Genomic DNA, 16,789 nt, shown 5'->3' with positions numbered 1-16,789 from the left:
CGAGGATGAGTATGGCGGCGGCTTCATCGGCCTGCTTCGGTGGGGTCTGTATCAGCGCATGCTGGCGGCCTTGCCCGAGGGCGTCCTCCGGCTGAACCACAACCTGACGGGCCTGGAGGATCTGGGCCAGACGGTGAAACTGACCTTTGAAGGTCGCGACCCGGTCGTCGCCGACCTCGTCATCGGCGCAGACGGCATCAACTCATCTGTCCGGAAGTCGCTGTGGGGCGACGCCCCCATCCGGCGGCAGTTTCTCCATCTGGTCGGCGGTTGGCTCTACGATGAGCGCGGAGCCTCCGGCGAAGGTGTGATCTCGCACAATCGCACCACCCAGGTCAGTTATACCCCGATCCGGCATGAGGGCCGGTGGGGCTTTGAATGGTGGGTGCTGGAAGCGTTCAGGGACAGGGACCCCGTTCCGGTCGACCTCCTCGGATTCTCTCAGAAGCGCGCCGTGGAGTTCTCGCCGCTCGTCAGGGAACTGATCGACCGGACGCCGGTCGAAAACATGCAGCGATGGGAAATCCGCGATCGCCCGCCGATCAACCAATGGTCCAGGGGCCGTGCGACCCTGGTCGGCGACGCCGCCCACCCGACGTCACCCTACGCGGCCTACGGTGCCGGCATGTCGATCGAGGACGGCTATTTTCTGGCCCGGGAACTGGGCGCGATCGACATGCACGACACCCAGGCGGTCAAGGGGGCCCTGCAGGCCTACGAGGATCGGCGCAAACCCCATACGGCCTATGTGTCGCAACTGGCGTACAAGGTCGGGCGGATGTTCCACCATCTGCCCCGGCCATTCCGGCCGTTGCGGGACCTGATCTTCGACCGGACCCCTTTCCTGCAACGGATGGTCGGTGATCAGATGCCGGCACAGATCCTCAGCCAGTTGGCTGAGATCGAGGAAGGCGGACAGCCGATGGTACGTCCTCTCGGGCTCGAACCGAGGACCCTCTGATTAAAAGTCAGATGCTCTAACCAACTGAGCTAAGGACGCGCACTATCGGGTGGGCCTTCTGTTCGATCGCGGCCGCCGGGTCAAGACCGGATCAGGCGGCCACGGCCTGTTCTTCAATCTCGGACGCCGGAGTGCAGGCCTCCGCCAGGGTCCGGGCCAGCAGGACGGGGTCGATCGGCTTGGTCAGGAAGGCCTGGGCGCCGACCTCGTCCCAGGCGGCGCGGTGGACGTCCATGGCGTTGGCGGTCAGGGCGATCAGCGGCGTATCGCGGTTCATGCCTTCGCTGCGGATGCCGCGCGAGGCCTCCAGCCCGTCCATGACCGGCATCTGCATGTCCATCAGGATGGCGTCGAACACCCGGGTCTGACAGATGGCGACGGCCTCGGCCCCGTTCTCGACCAGGGTCAGCACGCAGCCGTGCGGTTCCAGCAGCAGGCTGAGGATACGGCGGTTCACCGCATGGTCGTCGGCCGCCAGCACCTGACGGCCGCGCAGGGCCCCGGCGTCGGCGACCCGGCGGGCCTTGTCCTGGGCCGGAGCCATGACGACGGCCTCGGCCGGCAGGCGCACGGTGAAGGTCGAGCCCTCGTCGACCACGCTGGTCACCGTCAGGTCACCGCCCATCATCTCGGCGAGGCGACGGCTGATGGCCAGGCCCAGGCCGGTGCCGCCATAGCGTCGCGTCGTGCCGACGTCGGCCTGCTCGAAACTGTCGAAGATGTGGGACAGGCGATCCTCGGGGATGCCACAGCCGGTGTCGGCGACGGCCAGGATCAGGGCCGCGCTCGGCGCATCCCAGGCGACGCTCACCGTCACCTCCCCTTCCCGCGTGAACTTCAGGGCATTGGACAGCAGGTTGAACAGGATCTGCTGGAAGCGCAGGGCATCGGTCACGACCCCGTCCGGCGTGTCGTCGGCGATGTCGAACCTCAGACTTACGCCGCCGGCCTCCGCCTTGGGCTCCCACAACCGTTGCAGCGAGGTCAGCCGCGCCCTCACGTCCATCGGGGCCTTCTCCAGATGCATCTTGCCCGCCTCGATCTTGGAGAAGTCGAGCACATCATTGAGCAGGCCGACGAGGACGTCGCCGGCGTCGATCAACATCATCACATGCTCGCGCTGCTCGGCGTCCAGCCGGGTCCGGCGCAACAGGTTGGCCGCCGAGATCACCGCATTCATCGGCGTGCGGATCTCGTGGCTGACGACGGCGAGGAAGTCGGACTTGGCGGCGCTGGCGGCATCGGCCTTCTGTCGGGCCTCGCGGGCCTCGGCGTTGGCGGCCTTGAGGCCAGAGGTGGTTGCCGAACTCTGGCGGACGGCGACGACCAGGTGGCTCATGTAGAGCAGGCCCCCGACCATGATCAGCAGTTCGGCCGGGCGGCGCTCCAGAATGGCCGTGGCGACGGGCAGGCCCGCGAAATACAGAGCGTGGGGTATGACCGCCGACAGCAGCAAGGCGCGCGTGTGGTGCATGTGCAGGCTGACGTGCAGCAAGCCGCCTGCGGCCTGGATCATCGCAAAGATGCGACCTTCCTCGCCGCCGTAGAACCACAGATAGCCGGTCATCCCGGAGTAGACGACGACATTGAGCGACGCCATCACGCAGCAGGCGATCTTGTAGGCCGGCGACGGTACCTGCTCCGGCGCGCGCCGCAGGTCTCGACAGAGCCACCAGTCCGCACCCTGGCTGACCAGAACGACGACGATCCAGACGGCCGGCCAGATCGACGGGGCCAGGATCCAGCCCACGAAACCGATGAAGGCGGCGAGCGCCAGCCGGGAGCCCAGCTCGCGGGCGCGCACCTGTGCGGCCATGGCGTATCCGGAAGTCGTCATGGGGCCTCGCTTCGCATCGCACTGTTGTACGAGCCAAACACCAAGGATTCGTTGCCTTGGACGGCCGATCACCGCTATGGAACGGCTCTGTCCGGGGCGCATTATCGCGAAGTTCCGGGGAAGACATCGATGATCAAAAGACTCGTTCTGGCTCTCGCCTTCGGCACCGTCGCCCTCGCCGGCTGCGATGAGCCTCGTCCTGCTCAGGAAGAGACCGCGCCGCCGCCCATGGAGGCTCCGGTTCCGCCGCCGGTCGAGACCCCGGTGCCGACCACGCCACCGCCCTCGGCGACGGACACCTCGACCCTGCCGGCCGACCAGCGGGCTTCCGAAGAGACGGTCAAGCCCGAGAGCGAGACGCTGTTCTACTGATCGCCGCCCAGCCCGGTGCCTTATGGGTGCCACGACGGGGTGGTTTCACCCGCACGCGCCGCCGAGGCCCGCGTTGACGAAGGTTCAGGATTGACCGCACGGCCCTTCCCGCAGTCCGGCCGGAACGCGATCGCTACGCGCGCTCCTCCGGCCGCTGCGATCGGCGTCGTCGCGCTGGCGCTTGTGACCCTGGCTGGACCTTCATGGGCCGACCCGAAGGCCCAGATTCGGGGTGATCTGGACGATACCCTGCGCGCGCAGCTCGTCCGTGCCGTGGGTGAGGCCGACGGCGCGCCCACCAACCGTTTCGAGGCCCGCCGACGCGCCCGCTCCGCCGTCGAGGCCGCCGAGGCCCTGCTGCGATCCGAGGGCTACTACCAGCCGACATTGGACGATGTGGTCGAGGGCGACGAGAACCCGGTCGCGATCGTCTCGGTGATCCCCGGCCGGCGCTTCCTGCTGGGACCGCCCGCCATCGAATGGATCGCACCCGAGCCGGAACGAGGTGCCGCCGCCGCGGCCGCCGCCGAGGTCGGCCTGACACCCGGCGATCCCGGCCGGGCCGTCGATGTCATCGCGGGCGAGGGCCGGATCGTCGCGGGTCTGACCCGCCGGGGCTACGCCGATGCGGCGACCCAGCCCCGCCGCGTCGTCGTCGACCACGCCGCATTTACCGTTCAGCCCACCTATCGCGTCGCTTCCGGTCCCCTGGTCCGGCTGGACGGGATCAGGCTCGAGACCGAGGGACGGACGCGTCAGAACTGGGTCGCGGGCCTCGCGCCCTGGGCCGAGGGCGACCGGTTCGATCCGGACAAGGTCGCGGAACTGGAACGCCGCCTGCTGGATACCGGCGTCTATGACACCGTCGGCGTGGCCCTGGCCCCGGCGGACCAGACCAATACGGCGGGCAACCGCCCCGTCGTCGTGACCCTGGCCGATCGGCCGAGGCGCGTGCTCGAGGCGGGCATCACCCTGTCCACGGCCCAGGCTACGGTGACGACCGGTGCCACGACCTCGGTCACCGGCGGCTCGGCCGTCGAGGCGATCTCGACCTGGTACAACCGCTTCGGCCGGGCCGACACCCTGCGCTGGCAGGCCCGGATCGCCACGATCGACAGCCGGCTCGGCGTCGACCTGTCTCTGCCGCACTGGCGCCGGCCGGCCCAGACGCTGAAACTGACCACCGCCCTGGTGAACGAGAACACCGACGCCTACAGCCGCCTCGCCGCCACCGTGTCCGCGGACCTGCAGCAGCGGATCGGCAAGACCTCCTGGATCAGCTACGGCGTCGGCCTGGACGTCGGTCAGTATGACGAGAGCCGTTTCGACCCGGTCACCCTGGCACCGATCCGCATGAACCGCGACCTGGCCATCCTGACGGGACGCGCCGGGGCCTATCTGGATCGGTCCAACGACCCTCTGAACCCGACGGCCGGCTATCGCTTCACCCTGAACGTCCAGCCGACGGCTGTGGCCGGCGACGACACGGTGTTGTTCCTGCGGACGGAAACCCAGGCGACGCTGTACCGGCCGATCATGGACCGCACCGTGCTGGCCGGGCGCATCCGGCTGGGGTCCATCCTGGGCGGGGACGAGCTGACGGTGCCGGCCGATCGCCTCTTCTATTCCGGCGGCGGCGGGTCGGTGCGCGGCTACGGCTATCAGGACGTGGGCCCGCGCCTGCCCGACAACACGCCGCGTGGCGGCATCTCCCTGTTCGAGACCTCGCTGGAGGTGCGTCGCGACATCGGCCAGAGCTTCGGCGCCGTGGCCTTCGTCGATGCCGGCGCGATCGGCTTCGACGAAGCCCCGGACCTGTCCAACATGCGCTATGCCGTCGGCGTCGGGGCCCGTTACAAGCTGCCCTTCGGCCCCGTCCGCGCCGACATCGCCTTCCCCATCAGCCCGCGCGAGGGCGATCCGACCTTTCAGGTCTATATCAGCATCGGTCAGGCATTTTGACCGACCCGACCGCGCCAGAACCTGAAACCGAGACGCCCGCCAAGGCCGAGAAGCGCCGTCGCACCCGGCTGCAACTCGCCGCCTTCATCGGCGGGATCACGGCGGCCATTCTGGCCGTGCTGGTGCTGGTCCTCGTCATCGGCGGCCGGATGTATCTGCTGTCCGATTCCGGGCGCGGCCTGGTCACCTCCTTCATCGCCGGCAAGAAGATCAGCCGCTATGGCCGCATCAACGTCGAGGGCGTCACCGGCGACCTGTTCGACGACTTCACCATCCGCCGCCTGACCATCACCGACCAGAAGGGCGTCTGGCTGGAGGCGGCCGACGTCCGCGTCGACTGGTCCTATCCCGAACTGGTCCTGCGTCGCTTCCACGCGACCGACATCAGCGCCCGCACGATCCGCCTGGTCCGCCGGCCCGAACTCGATCCCCCGGACGGCAAGCCGCCCCAGCCCATGCCCATCTCGGTCGATATCGACAAATTCGCGGCCAACGTCGAACTGCTGGAGGGCTTCTCCAGGGAATACGGCCGCTGGCGTCTGACCGGCTCGGCCGAGGTCCCGCGTTCGGGCGCCAAACAGGCGACCGTCAATGCCTACAGCCTGAACCGGCCAGGCGATTTCCTGCGCATCGACGCCACGCTCGGCGCGAAGATCGAGGACACCCGCCTGAACCTGCGGGCCAATGAGGCGCAGGGCGGGCCCATTGCCGGGGCCCTCGGCTATTCGCCGGACCAGCCCTTCACCGCCACCGCCCTGGTCAACGGCGAGATCGTGGATGCCGTGGTCCGCACCGGCACCTTCACCCCCCTGACCATCAAGGGCCACTACGGCAAGGCCGGCTCGCGAATCAGCGGCTATGCCGACTTCAGCGGCTCGGACCTGCTGGAGCCCTTCGTCGAGCGCATCGGCCGCACCGCCCGCTTCGGCTTCGCCGCCGTGCCCGATGCCAACCGCAAGAACGTCCAGGGCGTCGCCTGGCGGCTGGTGGCCGAGAACCTGACATCGAGCGCCCAGGGCCTGATCAACCTGTCCGACCGTTCGGCCCCCGACGGCATCCAGCTCGAAGTCTCGACCCCTTCGCTGAGCCGCCTGGGCAATTTCAAGCTGGCGGGCCCGGCCGCCTGGACTGGCGTCTTTACCGGCGACGCCTCGACATGGGCGCTCGACGGCCGCGTCGATCTCCAGAACACCGACCTGGTCAGCTATCGCTCCGCCCGGATCGCCGGCCCCCTGAACGTCCGCGCCGCCGCCGGTCGCTACGACATCGACACCGACGCCCAGGTCACCGGCGGCGTGACCGAAGGCATGATCGGTGCCCTGCTGGGCTCCACCCCTCGCATCAAGGCCGAGACCGCCCTGCTCAAGGACGGCGTCTTCCTGTTCGAGGCGCTGGATCTTCAGGGTCAGGCCCTGACCTTCCAGGGTTCGGGATCCCGCAACCTGCTGGGCGGCCTGGGTTTCCGGGGCAATGCGCGGATCACCGACTTCGGCAAGATCTGGCCTGGGGCCCGGGGCCAGGTCGGCGGTGTCGTCACCGCCCGCGCGCCGCCCCGGGGCATGCCCTGGGACCTGACCTTCGACGGTCGCGGCACCCGCATCGTCACGGGCCAGGCCGAGACCGACCGCCTGCTGGGCCCCACGCCGCGCCTCCAGTTCGCCGGCCTGATGCAGAACAACCGCATCGAGGTGAACTCCGCGACCGTCACCGGCGCCTCGGGCACGGCCAACGCCAAGGGCCTGATGGGCTTCGACGGATCGTTGCGGCTCGCGCTCGACTGGAATGCGCGCGGTCCGTTCGGCGTCGGCCCCGTCGCCATCGACGGTGCCATGACCGGCGAAGGGGCCTTGACCGGCACCCTGGCCCAGCCCCGCATCGACCTGACCGCCGACTTCGACAAGGTCGCGGCCGGGCCCCTGACCCTGTTGAACACCCACATGATCCTGAGCTTCCGAAAGGGCGCGGACGCCTCGGACGGCCGGATCACCCTCGCCGCCGGCTCCAACTACGGCCCCGCCACGGCCTCGGGGAACTTCTTCCTCGGAGGCCCCGCCATCCGGCTGACCGACGTCGACCTGAACGCCGGCGGCGTGGTGGCCAAGGGCGCCGTCGCCCTGTCGAACAATGTCCCCTCCAGCGCCGACCTGACCTTCAGCGCCCGGCCCGGGGCCTTCATCACCTCGGGCAGCGCCGAGGGCCGGGTGCGCCTGACGGAAGGGGCCGGGAACGACACCGCCATCCTCGACGTCACCGCCCGCAACGCCCGGCTGGCGGGCACCACCTGGACGATCCGGTCGCTGGATCTGAACGGACGCGGGACCCTGGCCCGCCTGCCCTTCACCCTGGCCATGGACGTCGGCGGCGCGACCCCGGTGCAGTTCAACGGTTCGGGCGTCTATGCCCGCGACGACGCGGGCCAGAGCGTGGCCCTGCGCGGCGGCGGCCGGGTGCGCGAGGTCGCCTTCACCACCCGCGCCCCCGCCGTTCTCGCCCTGGTCGGCGACGACCGCGTGGCCCGCTTCGACCTCGGCATCGGCGGCGGCGTCCTGCTGGGCGAGTTGCGCCAGACGCCTCAGGCCGTGGTGCTGGACGCCGATCTGTCGGCCGTCGAACTTGGCTCCATCGCCCCCGACCTGCGCGGCTCGGTCACAGGCAAGATCGCCCTGCGCGGCGCGGGGGCCAGCCTGTCCGGCTCGGCCGACATGGCCCTGGCCCAGGTCCGCAGCCTCGACGCCCCGCGGGGTCTGGCGGTGGACGGCACCGTCAGCGCCACCCTGACCGACAGCGTCCTGCGCATCCAGGCCCAGGCCCACGACGACACCGCCGTGCGCGCCAGCGCCGACCTCAGCCTGCCGGTCGAAGCCTCGGCCGCCCCGTTCCGCCTCGCCATCGTCCGCACCCGGCCCATGTCCGGCAAGATCGACCTGCATGGCCAGATCCAGCCCATCTGGGACCTGTTCCTGGGCGGCGAGCGGTCGCTGGCGGGCCAGGTCGACATCGACGCCACCATCGCCGGCACCATGGCCGCCCCGCGCATCAACGGCCGCATGGACGTGGCCCAGGGGTCCTTCCGCGACAACGCCACCGGTGTCGTCCTCAATGGCATGACCCTGGCCGGGCGGTTCGACGACACCACCGCCTTGGTCGAGACCTTCAGCGCCAACGACGGCTCCGGTGGCACGGTCTCCGGCGACGGCCGCATCGGCCTGCGCGAAGGGTCTGGCTCCAGCTTCGAGCTCAACCTCAACCGCTTCCGCATCATCGACAACGACATCGCCGAGGCTAGAGCTTCCGGCCCCATCACCGTCGTCCGCTCCGAGGGCGGCAACATCCGCCTGGCCGGTCAGATGAACATCGATGAGGCCCGGATCGAGGCCAACCCCCCCGGCTCCAACGGCGTCGTCCGCATGGACGTCATCGAGATCAACAAGCCCGGTGGCGACGAGACCGAGGACCAGCAGGTCCAGCGCCAGCGTGGGCCACAGTTCAACCTCGACATCGGCCTCCGTTCAGTCGGCGGCAATGTCCGGGTCGTGGGCCGGGGCCTGAACGTCGTGCTGGGCGTCAACGCCCAGGTCACCGGCACCATCGCCCAGCCCAACCTGACCGGCAACGCCCGCATCGTGCGCGGCGACTATGAGTTCGCCGGCAAGCGCTTCGTCTTCGACGACCGGGGCACGGTGTCCCTGTCGACCGACCCGGCCAGAATCCGCCTGAACCTGTCGGCGGTGCGCGAGGATCCGGCCCTGACCGCCACCATTCGCGTCACCGGCACCGCCGCCGCGCCCGAGATCGCCCTGACCTCGACGCCGCAACTGCCCCAGGACGAGATCCTGGCCCAGGTCCTGTTCGGCCGCTCTGCCTCCCAGCTGTCACCCTTCGAGGCGGCTCAGCTGGCAGCCGGGGTGGCGTCCCTGGCCGGCGGCGGGGGCTTCGACGTGATCGGCAACCTGCGCGAACTGGCCGGTCTTGACCGGCTGTCCTTCGGCGGCGAGGCCTCGGCCCTGACCGTCGCGGGCGGCCGCTACATCACCAACAACGTCTATCTGGAGATCATCGGCGGGGGCGAGGGCGGCGCCGCCGTCAACCTCGAATGGCAGGTCCGGCGGAACCTGACCGTCAGCTCCAAGTTCGGCGGCACCGGCGAGGCCACCCTGTCGATCCGCTGGCGACGCTCGACGCGGCCGCCGAGGGAAACGACGCGGCAGTAGCGTTCATCTGCTGCGCAGCGAGGTACGCTTCAGGACTTCGTGCGAAGTCAGGCCATTGCGGGAGGGGGAAGATGGCTTCCTCACGAGAGGGAGACGAAGAATGAATTCGTACGCCCCCTAGCACCCGACCTGCAATCGCCTGATACTTGGTCGATTCCACCCGGGACCGGCGCGAGCCGCCTCCCACAGTCTGGCGACCATGCGCGCACTGACCACCGCCTTCCTGTTCTTTGCCTACGCCTTCGTGGCGATGACGGTCGGCGCGTTCCTGTGGCGGGCGGGGCTGGGCGGGGGCGCGGGATTCGCGGCTGCGGTCGGCAGCTTCGCCCTGCTGGGGGTGATCCATCTGCTGGCCACGGGCGGCGGTCAGCGCAAGGCCCTGCGCGCCGAGATCGGACAGGTCCGCGAGGCGCACCGCCTGCTGGCCGACGCCATGGAGCAGCAGCAGAACGCCCTGGCCGAACTGGCCCAGGCCATCGAGGCGGGCGCCCTGAACACTGCCGAGGAGCTGACCGGCGAGGTGCGGATGCTGGAGACCCTGATCCAGCAGATGAGCGAATCGATCGACGAGCGGCTGAAGGTCGCCCCGATGATCGCCCCCGACAGCCCCGACGCCCGTCGCCGTCAGCAGGGCAATATCCTGCTCAAGACCGTCCACGACGCGCTGAGCGAGAACCGGGTGGACCTGTACCTCCAGCCCGTCGTCAGCCTGCCCCAGCGCCGGACCATCTTCTACGAGAGCTTCACCCGGCTGAGGGACGCCACGGACCGGGTCATGATGCCGGCCGAGTATCTGTCGATCGCCGAGGGCGAGGGCCTGGTGCCGGCCATCGACAACCTGCTGCTGTTCCGCTGCGCCCAGATCGTGCGTCGGCTGGCGCGCCAGGACAGGAAGGTCGGGGTCTTCTGCAACGTGGCCCTGTCGTCCCTGGGCGACGAGACCTTCTTCCCGCAGTTCCTGGACTTCCTCAGCGAGAACCGCGACCTGAACCAGGCCCTGATCTTCGAGCTGGGTCAGGCGACCTTCGATGCGCGGGGCGCGGTCGAGGCGCGCAACATGGCCAAGCTGGCCGACCTGGGGTTCCGGTTCTCGCTGGACAAGGTGCAGACGCTGGACCTGAACTTCTCGGACCTGCAGCGGTCGGACGTGCGGTTCATCAAGGTGGCGGCGGACCTGCTGATCGAACAGCTGCTGGATCTGGACGGGGGGGCGCCCCTGCGGTCCATGCCCGACATCCAGGCCTCGGACTTCGCCCAGCTGACACGCCGCTACGGCATCGAGGTGATCGCCGAGAAATGCGAGAACGAGCGCCAGATCATCGACATCCTGGAGCTCGACGTCTCGATGGGTCAGGGCCACCTGTTCGGGGAGCCGAGGGCCATCAAGGAGGCCGTCCTGGCCGAGACCGATCCCCCCGCCGACTTCGTCCGCTCGACCCTGCTCAGCGCGGAGCGGCGTCGGCGCTACGCCTGACACCCTTCATTCCGTCATCCTCGGGCTTGTCACGAGGATCCAGAAACACCGTCGATAGCGTGGCTCGCGGCCGTCACCGGGAGTCTGGATCCTGGGCACAGGGCCCAGGATGACGGTGGGTTGAGGGTTGGAGACGTTCAATGAACGATCCGCCACAGACAGCCACAAAGCAAAAAGGCCGCCCCGGGGGGCGGCCTCTTCGATATCAGCGCGACGCCCGAATCAGGCGGCGGCGAGTTCGGCGATCTTGGCCTTGACCTGGCGCTTGATCTTCTGGGCGGTGGGCGAGAGCTGCTCGTCGCCGGCCTTGACGATGAAGGCGTCCAGGCCACCCTTGTAGTCCAGGGTGCGCAGGGCGGCGTTGGAGATACGCAGGGTGTAGGACTGGCCCAGGGCCTCCGACGCCAGCTTGACCTTCTTCAGCGACGGCAGGAACCGGCGCTTGGTCTTCACATTCGAGTGGCTCACGCTGTGGCCGACCATCGGGCCGATACCGGTGAGTTCGCAACGACGCGACATCGCGTAATCCTTGAAAGCGGGCCTTCGCGAGCGTCGCGCCGGCATGAAACGGGAAGCGCGCAAGAGTTGCCCCTTGCGCGAGAGGGGGCCGTATAGAGGAACCGGAGCCGCCGCGTCAAGGCTTTGCAGGCACCCGCAGCCATTCAGCGCCGGTTCAAATCCCGCCATATAGTCGTGTCAGCGTCCAAGTCTGTGACTACAAGGGCTGTATGATGACCTTCACCGCGCTCGCTCTCCGTCTGGTCGCCGTGGCGGCCCCTGCCCTGGCCTTGGGGGCCCTGCTGGCCGCACCGGCGAGCCTGGCCCAGTCGGGCGGGGCCGACACCGTCCTGCCCGGCTATTGGGAATACACGACCTCGGCCGTAGGCATCCGCGACACCGAACAGAAATGCGTGCGTCCGTCCGAGATCAACCGCTTCGTCGGCGGGCTGTCGACGCGGCGGTGGCGCTGCACCTATCCGGTGCGCCAGTTCGCCGGCGGCAATGCCCGATTCGAGGGGACCTGCACCGATCGCAAGGGTCGCCGGGTCAATGTGCGGCTGAGCGGCACCTATCGTACCGAGAGCTTCCGCTTCAGCGGCGGGGCCCAGCTGGCGCGCGGCACCCCCTATCTGCCGGCCAGCATCACGGCGCGGCGGATCGCGGCGGTGTGTCCGGCCAACGCCGAGTATTTCTGAGGGCGTCACCCGGATGCGGCCATGAGCCGGTGGAGGGCTCTCGTGACATCGTCGACCGTTTCAACCGTTTCAACCGTTTCAACCGTTTGGGCTTGCTGGGCGAGGCGGGCACGGACCGGCTGCATTTCGCGTTCCAGGGCCTCGAAATTGCGGTCGATCTCGGCCAGGTCCGCCTCGAGCGCCAGGCGAATGCGCCGCCAGCGCAAGGCCCCGTTCGCATCGCCGCGCAGAACGGCGCGCTTCATCCGCTGGTCGGCGACCTCGATCATCAGAGGGTGATCGACCTGATCGAGATCGCCGTCGATCGCCATATCCAGCGCGGCCCCCTCGTCGTCAGGATGGAGCTCGACCGCCGGCGCCCAGGGCCGGTCCGCGCGCCGCCAGCCCTCGGCGCGGGCGCGTTCATACAGGGCCGTCAGCCCGACGCCGTGGCGACGCCGACAGTCGGCGGCGGACAGTCCCGCCACATAATCCTCGCGCACCCGCGCCCAGACAGCCTCCGGTGCCGCCGGCCGTCCACCGCCCCGGCCGCGCGACGTCTCGCCCAACTCATCCTCAGATCGGTCCACGACCCCCTCCTCACGCTCATCATCCACAGAGGCGTCGAGGGTGACACAGGATCGAACCTGGGCGCGTTCGAGGGGGTGTCGAACGTCGCAATCCCTTTGTTTCATTGGGATTGGACGGTCGAGGTTTGAAACCTGGGGCCGTTGGACAAGCCGGGATCCGTGGAGAAATGGGCCGGAAGCGGAGGGTGGGGAGTTGTGCCGTTAGGGAAAGCGAATGCTGGAGTCGGCGGCTCCCGGTGCCTTCGGGGATCCTGGCTCTAGATGAACAGGTGGTCGTCCGCTGGTCGCGCCGTCGATCGAAGCAGGCGCTCCACCCTCATGAACAGCTGCTTGTCCTTGAAGGGCTTCGCCAGGAAGTCTATCGCGCCCAGCTTGATCGCTTCCTGAACGTCGCTGGCCTGATAGCGAGCGGTCAGCACCATTACGGGCAAGGTCAGGATACACCCTGTGGCCTTGAGGTGCTGGAGGACGCCGAACCCATCCAGGCGAGGCATGTTTATATCAAGGATCATGGCGTGGGGGTGAGTATCCGGGATGCGCTTGAGGGCTTCATGACCGTCCCGCGCCGTCACGACCTCGTAACCGGCGAGGTCAAGCCGTGTGACCAGAAGCTCCAGGATCATGGGGTCGTCATCGACCACGAGGATACGTGATTTTGCCACTACGCGGTCACTGAGGCGGCTGTCGAGGCTGGGTCGCGTGATATGCGAAGGCTGGACGCAATCGCACCGAACAGTTCGGCCAGCACGATCGGCTTTGCCACCAGGCCGTCGAAATCGTTCAAGCCGTCCTTGTCGATGTGTATGTCCGCCGAGAAGCCGAGAATGGGCACGAACTGGTTGGGGCCTGACTGGTTCCTGATCGCCCGAGCGGCTTCTTCGCCGGTCATTTCAGGCATCCGAACGTCCATGAGGATGACGTCGAAGGGCAGTTCACCAGCCATTGAAATCGCCTCGGGTCCGCTCGCGGCCTCGAACACCTCCACACCCAGCCGGCCAACGAGCGTCGATACGATCTCGCGATTGCTCGAGTTGTCATCGACCACCAACAGCCTGAGGCCGTCGAGATCGAGCGCCTCGTCCGATGCCGCAGCGACGGGGTTTGGGGATTCAATCGCGGCAGGGGCGGACACCGTGAAAGAGAATGTCGAGCCGAAGCCGGGACGTGATGTGACCCAGATTTTACCACCCATGGCCTCCGAAAGGCCCTTGGAGATCGCGAGGCCCAGACCCGTGCCGCCATGTCTGCGCGTCGTGGATGTGTCCACCTGCGAAAAGCGCTGGAAAAGGCCGCTACATTGCCCTTCATCCATCCCGGGTCCGGTGTCGCGAACGGAGACAGCGAGAGCGTCGTGCGCCGCGTCATGACTCACGATGAGGCGAACAGAGCCTGCGTCCGTGAACTTGATCGCGTTCCCCACGAGGTTGAGCAGGATTTGACGCAGCCGGTGAGGGTCGAGCTCGGTCCGTGCCGGGAAATCGCCTGACTGCTCAAAATCGAGCGCGATTCCCTTCTCGTGAGCGAGTGGCGCGAACATCAAAAGCGCTTCGTGGCAGACTTCGAGAGGATCGCAGGCTTCAGCCCGCAACTCATACTGGCCGGCCTCGAGCTTGGAGAAGTCGAGCACGTCGTTGACGATGGACAGGAGCGACCGGCCGGCTCCGGCGATCCGCCCGAGGTGAACCCGGGCATCCTCTGGAATGTCGTCGCGATCTGTCAGCAGGGACGAAAAGCCGAGGATCGCGGTGAGTGGCGTTCTGATTTCGTGGCTCATGTTGGCGACGAAATCGGACTTGATCCGGGACGCTTCCTCCGCCGTCGCGCGCGCTGCGATCAGGTCGGCCTCCAGGGCCTTCTGCGCCGTCACGTCCCGCATGACGTCGGTTACGGCGCTCGGCTTCCCCGTGACTGGGTCGAAGGCCAATCTGGGGCGAGACTGGATCCAGATGACGGTTCCATCCTTTCGAACATGTCGATGTTCGATCTGGGTGACCCCAGGGCTGCGCAAGGCCAGGCCAATCTCCTGCTCGACACGCTCCCGATCCTCCGGGTGGACGAAATCTAGCGCAAGCATGCCGACAACTTCGTCCTCGGTGTAGCCGGTGACTGTCTTGACCGCAGGAGAGACATAGCGGAACCGCCCGTCCAGACCGCACGCGGTGACGATGTCCGTGGCATTGGCGGCAAGGAGGCGAAAGCGTTCCTCGCTTTCCCTGAGACGCTGATCCGCAGCATGCCTGTCGGTAACGTCCTGAAAAACGCCGAACAGCGCCACCGTCCGTCCCGTCTCATCCTGCTCGGTGGTCGCGCTGGCGTCGACCAGCCTTTCTCCGCGGCCGGGAGGCTGTAGCCTTAGCCGAAACTCATACCCCTCGCCGGTCGCAATCGCCTGATCCACCAACCCCGCAAGCACGGGGACGTCATCAGGATGATAGAAGGCCAGGGCGTTTTGGTAGCTGGGGTCCATCTCGCCCGGCTGAAAGCCGTGGATGCGGTAGACCTCGTCGGACCAGGTGACCTTGCCCGAGAGAACGTCGTAGCGCCAATGGCCCACACCGGCCATCTGTTCAGCCAGGTTGAGCAAGACGAGCCGTTCTTCCTGGATCCTTTGCGCAGAGAGCTGATCCAGCATGCTGCCGGCCACTGCGGCGAGATGGTGAAGCGATTGCAGTTCCGAAGGCGTCAGGGCGAACCTCGGCTTTGAGTCCATGACGCCCAGGGCACCGACAGGTTCGCCCTCACCGTTGCTGATCGTGACGCCGGCGAAAAATCTGAGGAACGGTTCTCCGACAACCATCGGGTGGTTTTTCAGGATCGGGTGAGATTGAGCGTCTTCGACAGCCAGATAGGCACCCGGCCCCATGCCTACGAGCATATCGCTGACGCTACCCTCCCGGGGCCGTGACCGCTCTCCCGACCCCGTCGCAGAGAGAAATACCGCAAGGTCATCATGCACAACGGAGACAAGGGCGAACGGAACGTCGAACTGACTGCAGAGCAATGCTGTCAAATGATCGAACGGCGTTTTGAGCCCAAGGCTAACGTCTCGATCCACCGCATCCGCCCCGTTCTTGTTCTGGGGACCATGAAATCAGGTTCGGAAGAATTATTGGTTAGCGTCGTCCGGCGGGTTGGGTGCGATGGTCCGTCTTTTGGGTGAGGCCGATCAAATGCATCAGTTCGGGAAACCGCACCCTGCGACCGATCGGCCAAGAAAAAAGGCCCGGTGTTTCCACCGGGCCTTTCTGCATTCGGCGATCCGGGAGGGATCAGGCGGCTTCGGCCTCGGCGTCTTCCTCGACGGCGACGGGGGCGTTGGCCTTCTTGGCGCTGAGGGACTTGGCCAGCAGCTGGACGGCGGCGTCCTTGTCGATGCGGTTGGCGGCGGCGACTTCGCGGGCCATCCGGTCCAGGGCCGATTCATAGAGCTGGCGCTCGGAATAGGACTGTTCCGGCTGCGAATCCGCGCGGTGCAGGTCGCGGACCACCTCGGCGATCGAGATCAGGTCGCCCGAGTTGATCTTGGCTTCGTATTCCTGGGCGCGACGCGACCACATGGTGCGCTTGATGCGGGCGCGGCCCTTCAGCGTGGTCAGGGCCTTGGTCACGACGTCGTCGGAGGCCAGCGAACGCAGGCCGGCGGTCTTGGCCTTTTTCGTGGGGACGCGCAGGGTCATCTTCTCGTGGTCGAAGGTCACGACATAGACTTCCAGCGACATGCCGGCGACTTCCTGGGTCTCGACCGCAGCGACCTTGCCGACGCCGTGCGCCGGATAGACGACCGCGTCGCCAACCTTGAATTCCAGAACGCTCTTGGTGGTCATGTCATTCCTTTCCCGGACGCAGGGGCCGAAGACACGAAGGCGCATGACGCAGACAGGTTCTCGTCCGCCAGCGAAGCTGTCGGAGGAAACGTGCAGGCGTCAAATGCGGAAACGGATCACCCAACCTCTGGCCGATCCCGTCTTCATGGACGGGATTCTGTCGCAAACTCGGGCGGAGCACGAAAACATGCGGCCGCCCAATCCAATGATTGAGAACCTATCACAAAACTGGGGATTTTCAAAGCGGGACGTCGGGTAAGGCCCGCGACGGCGCATTGTGGCGGCTTTGCGGCAGGCGATCAGGAGCCCTTGCCCGGGTTCGGGCTGAAGTGGGTCTCGAACTTGTTCTCGACGCGCTCCCAGTCCTCGCGGTCGGCGGGGGG

The 16,789-nt window shown here is 67.3% G+C and carries 12 protein-coding genes and 1 tRNA gene; 6 read left to right on the top strand and 7 right to left on the bottom strand.

Translation table 11 applies throughout. The features are described from left to right. Positions 1–961 (top strand): FAD-dependent oxidoreductase (locus tag ACILQR_RS10215; protein WP_395651322.1); only part of this gene is annotated, 961 nt, incomplete at its 5' end. Here ACILQR_RS10215 and ACILQR_RS10210 read toward each other — a convergent pair. Both ACILQR_RS10210 and ACILQR_RS10205 read right to left on the bottom strand, forming a co-directional pair. Next, positions 924–1,000: transfer RNA gene (locus tag ACILQR_RS10210), tRNA-Lys, on the bottom strand. The genes ACILQR_RS10215 and ACILQR_RS10210 overlap by 38 nt on opposite strands. A 52-nt stretch (positions 1,001–1,052) precedes the next feature. Next, positions 1,053–2,798, bottom strand: a complete 1,746-nt coding sequence (locus ACILQR_RS10205) for an ATP-binding protein (RefSeq protein WP_395651321.1) — start codon at positions 2,796–2,798, stop codon at positions 1,053–1,055. Positions 2,799–2,927: 129 nt separating this feature from the next. Between ACILQR_RS10205 and ACILQR_RS10200 the strand changes: the two genes are divergently transcribed. The 4 genes from ACILQR_RS10200 (at position 2,928) to ACILQR_RS10185 (ending at position 10,817) form a co-directional block, all read left to right on the top strand. Further along, positions 2,928–3,170, top strand: coding sequence for a hypothetical protein (locus tag ACILQR_RS10200; RefSeq protein ID WP_271144801.1), 243 nt, complete (start codon positions 2,928–2,930; stop codon positions 3,168–3,170). Between the two features lie 159 nt (positions 3,171–3,329). Next, complete coding sequence (locus ACILQR_RS10195) at positions 3,330–5,132, top strand: autotransporter assembly complex family protein (protein ID WP_395651323.1); 1,803 nt, start codon at positions 3,330–3,332, stop codon at positions 5,130–5,132. Continuing rightward, entirely contained in the window at positions 5,129–9,343 is a 4,215-nt protein-coding gene (locus ACILQR_RS10190) for a translocation/assembly module TamB domain-containing protein (RefSeq protein WP_395651320.1), read from the top strand. The genes ACILQR_RS10195 and ACILQR_RS10190 overlap by 4 nt, the downstream gene beginning before the upstream one ends. 199 nt (positions 9,344–9,542) lie before the next feature. Beyond that, positions 9,543–10,817, top strand: coding sequence for an EAL domain-containing protein (locus ACILQR_RS10185; protein ID WP_395651319.1), 1,275 nt, complete (start codon positions 9,543–9,545; stop codon positions 10,815–10,817). A 222-nt stretch (positions 10,818–11,039) separates the two neighbouring features. Here ACILQR_RS10185 and rpmB read toward each other — a convergent pair whose 3' ends face one another. Next, complete coding sequence (rpmB, locus tag ACILQR_RS10180) at positions 11,040–11,336, bottom strand: 50S ribosomal protein L28 (protein ID WP_271146817.1); 297 nt, start codon at positions 11,334–11,336, stop codon at positions 11,040–11,042. Positions 11,337–11,545: 209 nt separating this feature from the next. Between rpmB and ACILQR_RS10175 the strand changes: the two genes are divergently transcribed. Further along, the gene (locus tag ACILQR_RS10175; protein ID WP_395651318.1) at positions 11,546–12,013 is read left to right on the top strand and encodes a DUF3617 domain-containing protein; all 468 of its coding nucleotides are present in this window, start codon (positions 11,546–11,548) and stop codon (positions 12,011–12,013) included. A 5-nt stretch (positions 12,014–12,018) separates the two neighbouring features. Here the strand turns inward: ACILQR_RS10175 and ACILQR_RS10170 are convergent, their stop codons facing one another. From ACILQR_RS10170 to ACILQR_RS10155, 4 genes are all read right to left on the bottom strand, one after another. Further along, positions 12,019–12,582, bottom strand: coding sequence for a hypothetical protein (locus tag ACILQR_RS10170; protein ID WP_395651317.1), 564 nt, complete (start codon positions 12,580–12,582; stop codon positions 12,019–12,021). Between the two features lie 257 nt (positions 12,583–12,839). Beyond that, positions 12,840–13,244, bottom strand: coding sequence for a response regulator transcription factor (locus ACILQR_RS10165; RefSeq protein ID WP_395651316.1), 405 nt, complete (start codon positions 13,242–13,244; stop codon positions 12,840–12,842). Then, positions 13,244–15,457 carry a PAS domain-containing protein gene (locus ACILQR_RS10160; protein WP_395651315.1) on the bottom strand — a complete coding sequence of 738 codons (2,214 nt, stop codon included), beginning with the start codon at positions 15,455–15,457 and terminating at the stop codon, positions 13,244–13,246. The genes ACILQR_RS10165 and ACILQR_RS10160 overlap by 1 nt, the downstream gene beginning before the upstream one ends. Positions 15,458–15,851: 394 nt before the next feature. Next, on the bottom strand, positions 15,852–16,406 hold the full coding sequence (locus tag ACILQR_RS10155; RefSeq protein WP_271146813.1) for a CarD family transcriptional regulator: 555 nt from the start codon (positions 16,404–16,406) through the stop codon (positions 15,852–15,854). Positions 16,407–16,789: the final 383 nt, after the last annotated feature.

This window comes from Brevundimonas sp., assembly GCF_044239655.1.
GTDB lineage: Bacteria > Pseudomonadota > Alphaproteobacteria > Caulobacterales > Caulobacteraceae > Brevundimonas.
This window is presented reverse-complemented; position numbering and strand designations above follow the sequence as displayed.